18 protein-coding genes are annotated in these 13,512 nt (G+C 27.3%); 15 read left to right on the plus strand and 3 right to left on the minus strand.

Features of this window, described 5'->3' with window-relative positions; genetic code table 11:
* The first annotated feature begins 63 nt into the window (after positions 1-63).
* From Q0984_RS05675 to pfdA, 8 genes are read left to right on the plus strand one after another with little or no spacing between them, the layout of a single operon-like run.
* Positions 64-501, plus strand: a complete 438-nt coding sequence (locus tag Q0984_RS05675) for a 30S ribosomal protein S19e (protein ID WP_299524873.1) — start codon at positions 64-66, stop codon at positions 499-501.
* A 23-nt stretch (positions 502-524) separates the two neighbouring features.
* Positions 525-881, plus strand: a complete 357-nt coding sequence (locus Q0984_RS05680) for a DNA-binding protein (RefSeq protein ID WP_299524876.1) — start codon at positions 525-527, stop codon at positions 879-881.
* Positions 882-886: 5 nt separating this feature from the next.
* Positions 887-1,471 (plus strand): hypothetical protein, encoded by a 585-nt coding sequence (locus Q0984_RS05685; RefSeq protein WP_299524879.1) that lies wholly within the window; start codon positions 887-889, stop codon positions 1,469-1,471.
* Between the two features lie 22 nt (positions 1,472-1,493).
* On the plus strand, positions 1,494-1,649 hold the full coding sequence (locus Q0984_RS05690) for a 50S ribosomal protein L39e (protein ID WP_004032463.1): 156 nt from the start codon (positions 1,494-1,496) through the stop codon (positions 1,647-1,649).
* Positions 1,650-1,661: 12 nt separating this feature from the next.
* The gene (locus Q0984_RS05695) at positions 1,662-1,907 is read left to right on the plus strand and encodes a 50S ribosomal protein L31e (RefSeq protein WP_299524882.1); all 246 of its coding nucleotides are present in this window, start codon (positions 1,662-1,664) and stop codon (positions 1,905-1,907) included.
* Positions 1,908-1,943: 36 nt separating this feature from the next.
* Positions 1,944-2,615, plus strand: coding sequence for a translation initiation factor IF-6 (locus Q0984_RS05700; protein WP_299524885.1), 672 nt, complete (start codon positions 1,944-1,946; stop codon positions 2,613-2,615).
* A gap of 21 nt (positions 2,616-2,636) precedes the next feature.
* On the plus strand, positions 2,637-2,861 hold the full coding sequence (gene rpl18a, locus Q0984_RS05705) for a 50S ribosomal protein L18Ae (protein WP_299524888.1): 225 nt from the start codon (positions 2,637-2,639) through the stop codon (positions 2,859-2,861).
* Positions 2,862-2,871: 10 nt separating this feature from the next.
* Entirely contained in the window at positions 2,872-3,312 is a 441-nt protein-coding gene (gene pfdA / locus Q0984_RS05710; protein WP_299524891.1) for a prefoldin subunit alpha, read from the plus strand.
* Between the two features lie 24 nt (positions 3,313-3,336).
* Here the strand turns inward: pfdA and Q0984_RS08885 are convergent, their stop codons facing one another.
* On the minus strand, positions 3,337-3,531 hold the full coding sequence (locus tag Q0984_RS08885; protein ID WP_365907103.1) for a hypothetical protein: 195 nt from the start codon (positions 3,529-3,531) through the stop codon (positions 3,337-3,339).
* A gap of 241 nt (positions 3,532-3,772) precedes the next feature.
* Positions 3,773-4,240: a hypothetical protein gene (locus tag Q0984_RS08890; protein ID WP_365907105.1), complete on the minus strand. Its 468-nt coding sequence runs from the start codon at positions 4,238-4,240 to the stop codon at positions 3,773-3,775.
* Between the two features lie 216 nt (positions 4,241-4,456).
* Between Q0984_RS08890 and ftsY the strand changes: the two genes are divergently transcribed.
* Together ftsY and Q0984_RS05725 are read left to right on the plus strand one after the other, a co-directional pair.
* A complete protein-coding gene (gene ftsY / locus Q0984_RS05720) occupies positions 4,457-5,791 on the plus strand; it encodes a signal recognition particle-docking protein FtsY (protein WP_299524894.1) in 1,335 nt (444 codons plus the stop codon).
* Positions 5,792-5,893: 102 nt separating this feature from the next.
* Entirely contained in the window at positions 5,894-7,351 is a 1,458-nt protein-coding gene (locus tag Q0984_RS05725) for a sodium-dependent transporter (RefSeq protein WP_299524897.1), read from the plus strand.
* A 141-nt stretch (positions 7,352-7,492) separates the two neighbouring features.
* On the opposite strand, the gene Q0984_RS05730 is transcribed toward Q0984_RS05725, so the two are convergent.
* Positions 7,493-7,870 carry a DUF4258 domain-containing protein gene (locus Q0984_RS05730; RefSeq protein ID WP_299524900.1) on the minus strand — a complete coding sequence of 126 codons (378 nt, stop codon included), beginning with the start codon at positions 7,868-7,870 and terminating at the stop codon, positions 7,493-7,495.
* Positions 7,871-8,107: 237 nt separating this feature from the next.
* Between Q0984_RS05730 and Q0984_RS05735 the strand changes: the two genes are divergently transcribed.
* The 5 genes from Q0984_RS05735 (at position 8,108) to Q0984_RS05755 (ending at position 13,405) form a co-directional block, all read left to right on the plus strand.
* Positions 8,108-9,040: a DNA adenine methylase gene (locus Q0984_RS05735; protein WP_299524903.1), complete on the plus strand. Its 933-nt coding sequence runs from the start codon at positions 8,108-8,110 to the stop codon at positions 9,038-9,040.
* A gap of 39 nt (positions 9,041-9,079) precedes the next feature.
* On the plus strand, positions 9,080-9,931 hold the full coding sequence (locus tag Q0984_RS05740) for a type II restriction endonuclease (RefSeq protein ID WP_299524906.1): 852 nt from the start codon (positions 9,080-9,082) through the stop codon (positions 9,929-9,931).
* A gap of 1,054 nt (positions 9,932-10,985) precedes the next feature.
* Complete coding sequence (locus Q0984_RS05745) at positions 10,986-11,786, plus strand: ComEC/Rec2 family competence protein (RefSeq protein ID WP_299524908.1); 801 nt, start codon at positions 10,986-10,988, stop codon at positions 11,784-11,786.
* Positions 11,787-11,796: 10 nt separating this feature from the next.
* A complete protein-coding gene (locus tag Q0984_RS05750; protein ID WP_299524911.1) occupies positions 11,797-12,702 on the plus strand; it encodes a hypothetical protein in 906 nt (301 codons plus the stop codon).
* 31 nt (positions 12,703-12,733) lie between these two features.
* Positions 12,734-13,405: a hypothetical protein gene (locus Q0984_RS05755; protein WP_299524914.1), complete on the plus strand. Its 672-nt coding sequence runs from the start codon at positions 12,734-12,736 to the stop codon at positions 13,403-13,405.
* Positions 13,406-13,512 lie beyond the last annotated feature (107 nt).

The following is a 13,512-nucleotide window of genomic DNA, read 5'->3' on the forward strand; positions in this document are numbered from 1 at the left end:
AGGTCTTAAATTTACAGTTGATTATGAGGACAATTATTTAAAATTAAATATTGGAGAATTAATATGACTACTGTATTTGATGTACCTGCAGATTTATTAATTAAAAAAGTCGCAGAAGAATTTAAAAACAATGATAAAATCAATTCCCCTGCATGGTCCAATTTTGTAAAAACTGGTGTTCACAAAGAAAGAAAACCTGAAGATGTCGACTGGTGGTATACCAGATGCGCATCTATCATTAGAAGAGTGTACATGGATGGACCTGTAGGAGTTATGAGTTTAAGAACTTTCTACGGTGGTAAAAAAGACCGTGGAGTAACTCCTGAAGTATTCAGAAAAGGTAGTGGAGCAATCATTAGGAATGCACTACACCAATTAGAAGATGCAGGATATGTTGAAAAAGTTGTAGGTGGAAGAGTTGTTACTCCAGCAGGAAGATCATTCTTAGACAAAATTTCTGCTGAAATCATTAAGGATATTCCTAATCTTGCAAAATATTAATTAAATTATTTGGAGAGTTTGATATGAGTGATCTTGATGAAATTCGTCGTAAAAGAATGGCGGAATTAGAAGCTCAACAAGCTGCTGCACAAGGTCAAATGCAACAACAAGCACAACAACAAATGCAACAGCAAGAAGCTAAAAGACAATTTGAGGAACAAAAGAAAGCTTTAATAGCTCAAATATTAACTGTTGAAGCACGTTCTAGATTAGCTAACCTTAAATTGACTAAACCTGAGCTTGTTAATCAAATTGAAATTCAATTAATCCAATCTGCTCAAGCTGGTAGTTTAAGAGGTAAAGTAACTGATGATCAGTTAAAAGTACTCTTAAAACAAATAGCTGGTCAGAAAAGGGAAATTAAAATTACAAGGAAATAATATTGATGAAAGCTTGTGTATTATATAGTGGAGGTAAAGACAGTTCTTTTATGGCTGTTATGCTTAAAAGACTTGGTCTTGATGTAGAGTTGTGTAGTGCCAATTTTGGTGTTTATGATTCTTATATTCCAGCAAGCCTTTCAGCTAAATCTCTTGGGTTTGATCATAAAGTTCTTAATTTGGATATTGAACTTTTAGATAAAACTTGTGACATGATTATGAAAGATGGATTTCCAAATGATGGAATTAAATTCATTCATGAAAATGTTATTGAAGAGGTTTCAGATAAGTATGATATTATAGCCGATGGAACTAGAAGGGATGATAGAACTCCTAAACTTAATATAAATCAAATTAAAAGTCTTGAAGATAGAAAAGATGTTCAATATATTAATTTGGATAGTTTTGGTTATAAAACAATTAAGTTAATAACATCTAATTTATTTGAAATATCTCATGAAAAAAGCAACAAGGACAATAGTTCTGATTATGAGGTGGAAATAAGAACTTTAATTGATGAAAAAGGAGGGAATTCGTTAGATATTTTCCCTGAGCATTATCAAACTCGTGTTACTGGGTATAAAAAATAATTATTATTATATAGGTGAGAAAATGAGTAGAAATAAACCATTAGCTAAAAAATTAAGAATGGCAAAAGCAAATAAACAAAACAGAAGAATTCCAATCTGGGCTTATGCTAAAACTAATCGTAAACTTAGATACAGACCTAAACCTAGACATTGGAGAAGAAACAGTCTTAAATTATAAGGGGGATTTTTCATGGAAAGAGTTTATACAATTCCACTTAGAGATGTAAAAAAAGTCAAAAGGACTATTAGAGCTCCTAGAGCTATCAGAGAAGTACAAAACTTCTTATTCAAACACATGAAAGCTGAAGAAGTAAAGCTTGATGAATCTATTAATCATGAAATTTGGGCAAGAGGTATTCAAAAAATACCTTCTAAAATTACTGTAAAAGCAGTTAAAGATGATGATGGCGTAGTAGAAGCTACTTTAGCAGAATAGCTACATACTACTTCAATACTAAGGTGAGGCAACAATATGTTAAGAAGAATAAACATTGTGGATAATCCAAATGTAGGAGTATTTATTTTAGCAACTGATAATTTAGCTATTGTTCCTTACAATCTTCTTGATGAAAGAGTTAAGTTGATTGAAGAAACTTTAGAAGTTGATGTTGTAAAATCTTCTATTTCTGGATGTAACCTTATTGGATCTTTAGCTGTAGCTAATTCAAATGGTATCGTTGTTTCCCCACATGTATTAGATAGAGAAGTTAAACAGTTTGAGGAATTAGGTTTAAATGTAGCTACAATTCCAGGTAATTACACAGCAGTAGGTAATATTGTTGCAGCTAATGATACTGGAGCTATTGTAAGTCCATTTTTATCTAGTGATGCAATTAAAGTCATTGAAGATACTTTAGATGTTAATGTTGAATCTACTTCTATGGTTGGAAGTGATATTATTGGTTCATTAATTACAGTTACTAATAAAGGATTTTTAATGGATAAAAATGCTACTGAAACTGAAGTAGACTTTGCTCGTGATGTATTTGGTGTTGAAGGAGATATTGGTACTGTAGGTAGGGGTATTTCTTTAGTTGGTGCATGCTCTCTTGCAAATTCAAAAGGAGCTATTGTAGCTAAAGAAAGTACTGGTCCTGAAATGGCTAGAGTTGAAGAAGCATTAGGCTTTTTAGACGATTTATAAATAATATCCTGAGGAGTTAATATGATAACAAAAATTTACAGAGTTAAAGGTACTTTTGTAATGGGCGATTCATATCATAAATTTACTAAAGAATACAAAGCTACTAATGTGGCTGATTTAGAAGAAAAAATTTATGAACGTTTTGGAAGTAAACATGGTTTAAACAGAAACCAAATTTCTATTAAAGACATTGCTGAAATCGAACCTGAAGATGTTGTAGACCCAATTTTAAAAGAAATTTTATAAGGGTGTTACTATGGAAGATCAGCAAAAATTTAATCAATTACTTAATGAAATAAATATGTACAAACAGCAATCAGACTTAATTCAACAACAAATTGAATTAGTTAGAGCTTCAATTGCTGAAGTTGATGCATTAACCAACACTTTAGATGATTTGGATGGTAAGGATACTGTTGAAGCTTTCGTACCTGTAGGTGCTGGTTCTTTCATTAAAGGTGAACTCAAAAACACTGATGAAGTTATTGTAAGTATTGGTTCTGGAATAGCTGTTAAAAAAGATGTTGACGGAGCAAAAGAAACTATTGCAAGACAGAAAAAAGATTTGGAAGATAGTTTAGATAAAATGTTAGCTAATATGCAACAAGTATCTGATATTATCGGATCTTTATCTGCTCAAGCAGAACAAATAGCAGCAGTTGCTCAAGGAAACATGTCAGCTACTGGATTAAACTAAATAACTTCCTTTTTTTATTTTTTTCTATTTTTTCATTGATTTGTTCGTATTATTAGTTAATATATTTATTATTTCAGTTAGATTTTTTCCTTCTTTTTCTAGTGTTTTTATTTCGTTTATTGTTTTTATTTTTGCTTCGTATATTCCTTCATCTCTTCCTTCTTGGCGGAGTTCTTCGCAGTATTCGTGTATTATATCTTGCCAGTTTTTTTCATGCATTTTAATCACTTCTTTTATTTCTTCTAATTTTTCAGGGTTTTTTATAAATATTGCTGAGGTTAATAATAATCCCCAATATAATAATTCTCTTTCTTTTTTTGTTGGATTAATTAAGTTTTGAGTTAAATAACATATTTCCTCAACAATTAGTTCTGAATTTTTTGTAGTGTTTAAGAATGGTATGAAAATTAAATCTAATGTTTCTAAAAAAGTTAGTTTTTTATTATTTTTAATTTTATTCTTAACATTTTTTTAATCTTTTGTCTCCATTATATTCTTTTAAAAATATTATTCTTATTGGTGTAAATTTATTTACTTTTCCTATCCATGCTTCTCTGGGAGATTTTTCAGGATTTCCTGTTGATACAATTATTGTGTTTACTGGTTTTCCTGTTTCTTCATGTTTTTCTATAGCATATCTTCCAGCATGAATTAGATTTCCAGGGTTTAAGTTGCCACTATAATGTTCATAGTGGGTAATAGAGCAATCTTCCATTTCATATGTAAAATCCATCAATAAATTTTTAAAATTAGGAGTTATTATTTCAGTAGGTATCTCTTTTTTAATTTTTTTACAGGGTAATTTTACTTGCACTTTATTGTCTTCTTTTTCGAGGGAATCTAAATAATAAAGAAATTCTTGTCCATGGTGTTTTGCCAAGTATTTCATAAGTTTATCCTCACTATTGTGTATCTTTCGTTGAATCATTTAATCACCTTATTAATTTAGTATTTCTATAAAGCGCTTTAATAAATACAATAATACTTTGTTATAGCTAATATATAATCTATTAAGTTATAAATAAGGATAATTATTTATTTTTAGATTAATTTAACAATTTTAATGCAGTATTATTTACTTTTTATTTTTAAATATTATAAAAAACATATTATTTTCTAATTGAACCAATAGGGTGTGTAAAATTTGTTTGAATCTTTGAAAAAGAAATTTTCACGTACTAGTGATAAATTAGAAGAAGAGCTTATTGAAGAAGCACAGGAAGAAAACAATCTTGAAGAAGAATCTGGTAAAAAATTTTCCTTCTTTTCATTTGGTAAAAAGGATAATAAAGAAAAAGAGCCAGAAAATAGTGATGTAGCTGAAATTCCTCAGGAAGTAGAAAGTTTATCCGAAGAAAAAGTTTTAGAAGAATCTGATGAAGAAGTTATGGAAGAGTCTGAAGCAGAATCTCTTGATGACTCTGAAGAAGAAAAATCTAAGAAATCTCACTTTTGGAGTAGGAATAAAAATAAAGAAACTTCTGAAAATGATGATGAAAATGAATCTAAATCTCATTTCTGGAGTAGGAATAAAGATAATTCTGATGAAGAGGAAGAAACACCCGATGATGAAGAAGAACCAAGTGGTATGTTTTCATTTATTACTGCTAAAACTATTTCAGAAAAACACCTTGAAGATATTTTATGGGAACTTGAAATGGGTCTTTTAGAAGGGGATGTTGCTATGGAAGTAGCTAGTGAAGTAGTGGATTCTGTTAAAGATGATTTAGTTGGTCGTAAAATTAAAAGAAGTAATGATATTACAGAATACACTTACAATGCTTTAAAAAATGCAGTGTCTGAAATTATTAATATCCCAGGCAAATCCATGACTGAAATGATTGAAGCTAAAAAAGCACAAGGTGAACCTCTTGTTGTAATGTTTGTAGGTATTAATGGTACTGGTAAAACAACAACAATTGGTAAATTAGCTAATTACTATCTTAAAAAAGGTTATACTCCAGTAATAGCTGCAGCAGATACTTTTAGAGCTGGTGCTATTGAACAGGTCAAATATCATGCAGATAATGTTGGGGTTAAACTTATTAAACATCAAAAAGGGTCTGATCCAGCAGCAGTTGCATTTGATGCTGTTGAACATGCTAAAGCTCAAGGTAAAGAGTTAGTTTTAATTGATACTGCTGGAAGAATGCAGACTAACACTAATCTTATGGATGAAATGAAGAAAATTAAAAGAGTTGCAAAACCTGATTTGGTTGTTTTTGTAGGGGATGCTTTAACAGGTAATGATGCAACTCAACAAGCATCTAAATTTAATGAAGCTATTGATATTGATGGAGTTATTTTAACTAAAGCAGATGCAGACAGTAAAGGTGGAGCTTCATTATCTATTGGTTATGTAATTAAAAAACCTATTTTATTTTTAGGAATGGGTCAGGAATATGATGATATTAGAGAATATGATGCAGATTGGATGTTAAACCAGCTATTTTCTGAAAACGAAGAAGAAACAGATTAAAATCTATAAATCTGGATTCAAACAATTTCCATGGCTTTGAGATAGTATTTACTATTTTTCAACGCCATATTTATCTTATTTTGCTAATTAACTAGTGATAACATGAGTAACAACAATACTGGTGAGTGGAACTCTTCACTTGCTTTTTTAATGTCAATGATAGGGGCTGCTGTTGGATTAGGTAATATCTGGCGTTTTAGCTATGTGCTATATTCCAATGGTGGAGGATCTTTTTTTATACCTTATTTTGTAGCTATAGGACTTTTAGGGATTCCATTTTTAATTTTAGAATATGGATTAGGTTTTAAATTTAAAATGTCATTTTCAAATTTATTACATAAAATAAAACCTAAATTTGAAATAATTGGATGGATATTATGTCTGTTGGCATTTGGGGTAGTAACCTATTATATGGTTATTTTAGCTTGGGATGTAGTGTATCTTGGAGCAAGTCTATTTTTAGGATGGGGTAGTGATCCTTCTAGCTTTTTTGTAAATTATGTTGGTGGAGATTCTAATATTTCCAGTTGGGGTCATTTAATAATCCCAACAGTAATTGGGTTAATTATTGTATGGGTGATGATTTGGCTAATTTCACATAGGGATTTAAATTCAGGAATAGGTAAAGTATCAAAAATATTAATTCCAGCATTATTTGTTATAATGGGTTGTATTGTAATCTTTTCTCTAACTTTACCTGGACATAATTTGGGGATTAAAACATTATTAACACCAGACTGGTCTTTATTATTTAATGTTAATATTTGGCTAGCAGCATTTTCACAAATAATATTTTCATTATCTCTAGGAATGGCTATTGCACTTACATATGCTAGTTATTTACCTAAAAATGCAAAATTAATTAACAATGTATTGATAGTAGTTAGTTCAAACTCTGGATTTGAAATATTCACAGCATTCGGAGTATTTTCTATTTTAGGTTTTATGTCTGTAACTTCAGGAGTTCCAATTGAAAGTTTAATACAGCAGGGAACAGGATTAGTATTTATAGTATTTCCAACAATCTTCAATGTAATGGGTGTTTCAGGCCGTATACTTGGATTATTATTCTTCTTAGCTATTTTATTTGCAGGAATAACTTCTGCTTTAGGATTTTTAGAACCGTTACTTAGTTCTGTCTGTGATAAATTTAATGTTTCACGTAAAAAATCAGCAAGTATATTGTGTGGTGTAGGTTTTGTAATTTCAATGTTTTTCACATGTGGAATTTCATCATATTTAGTTGAAATAGTTGATGGATTTTTAAACCAGTTTGGAATATTGTTTTTAATTGCATTACAGTGCATTATATTTGGATGGATTTTAGGAATTGATGATTTAATAGAAGTTGTTAATAATAATTCTGTATTGCATGTTGGAAAATTATGGAAAACAATTATTAAATATATATTGCCATGTGTAATTTTCATAGTTTGGACATTTGGAATAATCGAACTATTTAAAAATGGGGGATTCCTGGAATTAACTGTTGATATTTTAATTACTCTCAGTGTTCTTATAGCTAGTGTTATATTAACAAAAGTCGATGATTATAAATAAGGGTTACTAGAAATATTAAAATGTAATATGGTTTTTCTTAAATCATATTGTAAAAATATATCAACAAAAAATTTATTTTTTGATTCGTTTAAAACCTTCTCAAGTGTTTTAAAGGGGTTTAATGCTCCTTAAAACACACTTTTAATAAAATTTTTTCCTTTTAGAATAAGCTTTAAGTCTCTTTTTTTCTAATTTCTTATAGGAATCAGATTTATAAGTATTTTTCTGCCTATTAGTTGTTGCATTAGGCATTACAGTTACTAAATTTATCGTGTTGTTATCACAAGCAAAAACAACCTTGATTTCGCAATACTTCTTAGTTTTCGGAGCTGGAAAAATAACTTCATACTGATGATTACCATTAGGTTCATACCTTAAAGGTTCCTCATTCAAGATAGTGTCAACTATATACTCTCTTGATATTCCATTATCATCAAGCCTTTGAACAAAATGAGTATTTTCAAAACACCAATTGATGTTACTAAGGTTTCCAACAATATATTCATCAAAGATATCCATGATTCTTATTTCTTAATTAGTGGTTATTATAAGTTATGATTTATTTATTTAATAATCAATTCTTAGTTTGAGCCGATGATTTTTTTATGATTAATTAATAAGTTTTAAATTTTAAATTGTATAATTTAATATTTTATTTTAGTTAGTTTAATAATATATTATTTTGCTGGTGGTCTATCTAAATATTTTTATTAGTTAGAGATTATACATTATTATAAATATTAAAAGGGATATTAAATGCAGACAATTAAAGAATTTGACATTGATGCAAAACCATTTTTAAAATGGGCTGGAGGAAAATCTAAATTGATCAATGAGATTGAATTAAGATTTCCAAAATTTATTAAAGAATCTGGCAAAATTGAAAAATATTTTGAACCGTTTATAGGTGGAGGAGCTTTATTTTTTTATTTGATGTCTAATTATGATGTTAGTGAATCATATATTTATGATATTAATTCAGAACTTATTGTGGTATATAAAACTATTCAAAATAATCCTCATGAATTGATTGATTTATTAAGTGAGATTAAAGAAAGGTTTATTCCAAAAGATCATGAAGATAGAAAAGAATTTTATTTGAATATTAGGAAATCATTTAATGAAAAATTATATGATTTTGATTTTGAAAATTATTCTCAGGAATTTATTGAAAGAGCAGCTCAAATTATATTCATGAACAAAACGTGTTTCAATGGTTTATTTAGAGTTAATAAAAAAGGTGAATTTAATGTTCCTTTTGGAAAATACAAAAATCCTAGCATATTTGATGCTGAAAATATAATTGCAGCATCTGTTGCTTTAAAAAATACTAAAATTATCAATGCTTCTTTTTTGGAATCTGAACAATTTATTGATGAAAATTCATTAGTGTATTTAGATCCTCCTTATAGGCCATTGTCTAAATCGTCTAATTTTACAAGTTATTCTAAATTTGATTTTACTGATGATGACCAAATTGAGTTGGCGAAGTATTATAAGCGAATTTCTAGCTCTGGAGCAAAGGTTATTTTAAGCAATTCTGATCCTAAGAATACTGATGAAACTGATAATTTTTTCGATGATTTGTATGGTGATTTTGTTATAGATAGAGTTAAAGCTCCTCGTATGATTAATTGTAATGGGAATAAGCGAAAACCTGTGAATGAAATTATTGTTAGAAATTATTAATTACACATCTTTATATATTTTGTTAGTATATTATTGATTATGGTTAATTATTCTAAATTAGGTTATAGTTCCAGAGCGGATTATGAATCAGCTTTTTATGAGACATTGTTGGAAACAAATAGAACTCATGACTTTTATGTCGATTGGGGAAAAATATTTGGTAAATTAGAAGATACTACTCGTGAAATTAATATTTTAAATACTTTGGTTGATTCTTCAGATGTTGAAAATGATTTTAGAAAAATTATTTTGGAACATCCGAAGGTAATTTCAGTATTGCCTTCTATATTGGCCATTCGTGAAAAAAATATTGCTGTATTGGATGAATATGAAATGAAATGTTTGAAAGTTAGTTGTTCAAAAAGATCTCCTTCAGACATTGGTGATATAGTTGATTTTTCTGAAAAAACGGGTTTATTAAATCTTTTTAATAATATACGTGATTTAAAATCATATTTGATGGGTGTTGAAGTAGGTTTGGATACTAATGCAAGAAAAAATAGAAGTGGCCATATTTTTGAGAAGATTGTTGGGGATTTATTGAAGAAAAAAATAAAAGATTTTCCAGATTTAACGATATCTGCTGAAGAAACTTTAAATTTTGAAAGAACTAAACGTTTGGATTTCGTAATTCATAAAAATGATGTTCCTAAATTTTTATTTGAGTGTAATTTTTATGCTAGTAGTGGAAGTAAACCTATCGAAGTTGCAAATGCGTATATTGATTTAAATAAACAGATTAAAGAACAAGACATGGTGTTTGTATGGATTACTGATGGTTTTGGATGGAAAAAAATGTATAATGCATTTCATGAAGCTTCTACAAATATTGATTTTGTTTTAAATTTTAACATGTTAAATGACACTATTTATAATTTATTGGATGATTAATGTAATTTAATCATGTAAATATATTTTTTTCTTTTTTGACTTTGTTGAAATATTTTTCTTTTACAAGTGAAGTTGCATGCTGTCTTGTTGTTTAATTCATGTAATTGAGGTTGATAATCTTTGAAAGAATTCATGACGTCTTGTGTAATGTGAGATCTCTTTTTAATCGTAAATGTTTTTGTATTTTGTCAAATAATTTTAATAAGTCAATTATTTGCATATATGTGCTTTGTGTGTAGAATTTTATTGCTAAAATTGAGAGTAGTGCTACTTGTGTGAAATCATGTTTTGAAAAAATCTCTTGAATATTTATTTAACATGATTTTTGAATATTTAAATACTCATTTTAACAGTATTATTAGGGTTTTATCTCTTTAATTTTTTTAAGTGCCAGTTTTTAAAAACAGAAATTCAAATGATTTAATTGCTTTGAAAACAAGTTACTAACTGGGAAATAAGTATTTTTTAGGTTTCATGTTAATAATTTATTTTTCATGATACTATATATGAATATATGACGATTATTTTTTTAATTAAGGTATATTTTTAACTGTAAATAATGTAATGAAGTTTTTAAATAATTTTAATGAAATTAAAATGAAAATAAAAAAATAAAATCATTTTAAAAATTTTTTTGCAAAAATCAAAAAGGAATTCAACAAAGTTCATTTTTTAGTGTGTTTAACTATGTATGCTTTAAGATATTATAAAAAATAAAACTTTATTTATTTTCTTCCAATTTCTTTATATGGTGAACAAAAATATCAAAATTAACTTTAATTTAATGAATATTCTATTGTGAATTTTAAAATTAATGGGGTATTTTTTGGATTTAATAACTTTAATCATAAACTTATAAGAAAAATGTTATTTTTAAAAAAATTTGTAATTACAAATATACTTATTTTAACATGTAAATTAAGAATAATCTATTTTTGTATAATTATTTTATTAGTTTATACTCATAACCAAATAATTTATATATTAGAAATTATAATAACCATATGTAATAAAAAATGAGGTGATCATTGTATTAAAATTAACATTTTTTGATGTGAATTTAGGAAGTTCTACATTAATAGAAACTAGTAATATGAATATGTTATTTGATTTAGGAATTGATGAAAAAACAGGTGTGAATCCACTATTCTCATTCAAGGGAGATTTAAACTATTTAATAATTTCACACCCACACAAAGACCATATAAGTGGACTTTCAAGAATTGATTGTAAAACACCAGAAGTTTTTGGTCGAAATAACTCCATCCCATTAGATTTAATTCAAAAACAAATTAAAACTGCACAAACATATGATGATAAAATATTATATGAAAAATATTTAGAACTTAATAAAAATTATAACTATCCAGTGCAAGCTAAAAATGATCCATGCAATCCTGATGTAAATGGTGGGCTATTTTTTAAACATTATTTGCCATTACGAAGTGATATAACAGATTTGAACTATTATAGTATCTCTACATTCATTGAATATGAAGGAGCAAAAATATTATTAATGGGAGATAATACTAAAACAAATATTGAAGAACTGTTAGACAATCATGATTTTCTAGAAAATACTCAAAGCATTGATTTATTACTAGCACCACACCATGGGCGATTTTCCTGTTATAAACAAGAATTAATGGATCATCTAAAACCAAAGATTACAATAATATCTGATAAAAGTAATCAGGATGAGGTTACTGCATCCAACAAATATAGTTCAAATTCTTGTGGAGTTTGGGTATTAAAAAATGGAAATCATGTTAAACGTAGATGTTTAACTACACGTAATGATGGAAATATTTGTGCATTAATAAACAATGGCAGATTAGAGTTATCCTGCGAATAATGGTGATATAATGTCTACAATAAAAAGTTTTAGTGTGAAAAATGGAGATATGTTCTATATAAAACATAATACAAAAAATTTTACAATTATTGATTGTAATTTAGTTGAAGAAAGAAAAGAAAAAGTTATTAATGAAATAATATGTGCAAAAAAAGGAAAAGAAATTATAAGATTTATTTCAACACATCCAGATAAAGATCATTTATTAGGATTAAGTGAGCTTGATAATAAACTTCAAATTAGAAATTTTTACTGTGTTGATAATAAAATCAAATTTGATGATGAAGATGATTTTAATAAATACTGTGAACTTAGAGACAATGTTGACAAACATTTTCCCATATTTAAAAATTGCTCAAGAAAATGGTTGAATCAAACATATGGCGCCAATGATGATATAGGTAGCTCAGAAATATTTATTTTATGGCCAAATATAAATAATGAATCTTTTAAATATGAATTAGAAAAATTAGAAAATGGTGAAAATGATTCTGCTAATAATATATCTCCAATAATTAAATATTCATTAGATGGAGGAGTAACCGCATTATGGTTTGGAGATATGGAAAATGATTTTCTTGAGAAAGTTAAAGATGAAATAGATTTTCCAAAAGCTGATGTTATATTTGCACCACATCATGGTAGAAATAGTGGAAAAATACCTAAAGATATTTTAGATAAAATTGAACCAAAATTAATTATTATAGGCGAAGCTAAATCAGAATATTTAAATTATTATGATGGTTTTAATACTATTACTCAAAATACGGCAAAAAATATTGTTTTGGAATGTGTAACTGGAAAAATAGATGTTTATACTGAAAAAGAATTTGATGAAGATTTTTTAAAATTTGAAAATGGTAAATGCAGATTGTTTAGTGGAGAACAATATAGGGGAACATTAAATTTAAACTAAAAACTTTTAATTATATGTTGGGTGTAGGATAATGGACGATTTGAAAAATTATGATGACAAATTGATTTATACTATAATATTCAATGTAGCATTTACATTACTTCTTAATAATCCCACAACACTTATTAAAAATAGTGATATGATTTCAATTGTACTCACAGTGCCTGTTTTATATTTGCCCATTTATATAATTAATAATTTAGTTTCAAGTGAATGGAAATATAAATTATTATACCCTAAAAATGAACCTCATAGATTTGCATATGGTATTTTTACAAAATTACAAAACAATGGCCTAAAATATGACTCAAAATTGATAGATGTAGAGTTGATATTAAAAGTTAATGGCAAACCTAAAACTGAACTTAAAGAAGATGAATTATGGTATAAAATATACCAAAAACATAGATATGATAATAAGATCTACCAACAAAATAGACAATTTTTATTTTGCAGAGATAACATGGTAATAGTTTTAATAATAACTCTAATTTTTTCAATACTTGCACAAGTTTTTGGATTTGGATGCCTTATAGTAACAATTGTTTGTATAGGCATATTTGAATCAATAATTTTTCGGATACTCGCTAAAAAACACAATGAAACATTAGCATTATCTGTTTTACAGGAAGAAACAGACTGTTTAAAAAGAAAAGAGGATATCTCCTATTTAAACTTTAACAATTTAAATTATAATACTTGATAAATGACGCAACATATTTCTTTGAAATTATGAGTCTGTAAAATTTTATAGGCTTATTTGATTTTGAATTTTTTTACAGACGAAATTTCGTTTTGATAAAATTTCAC

The sequence above is a fragment of the uncultured Methanobrevibacter sp. genome (assembly GCF_934746965.1).
Taxonomy (GTDB): domain Archaea; phylum Methanobacteriota; class Methanobacteria; order Methanobacteriales; family Methanobacteriaceae; genus Methanocatella.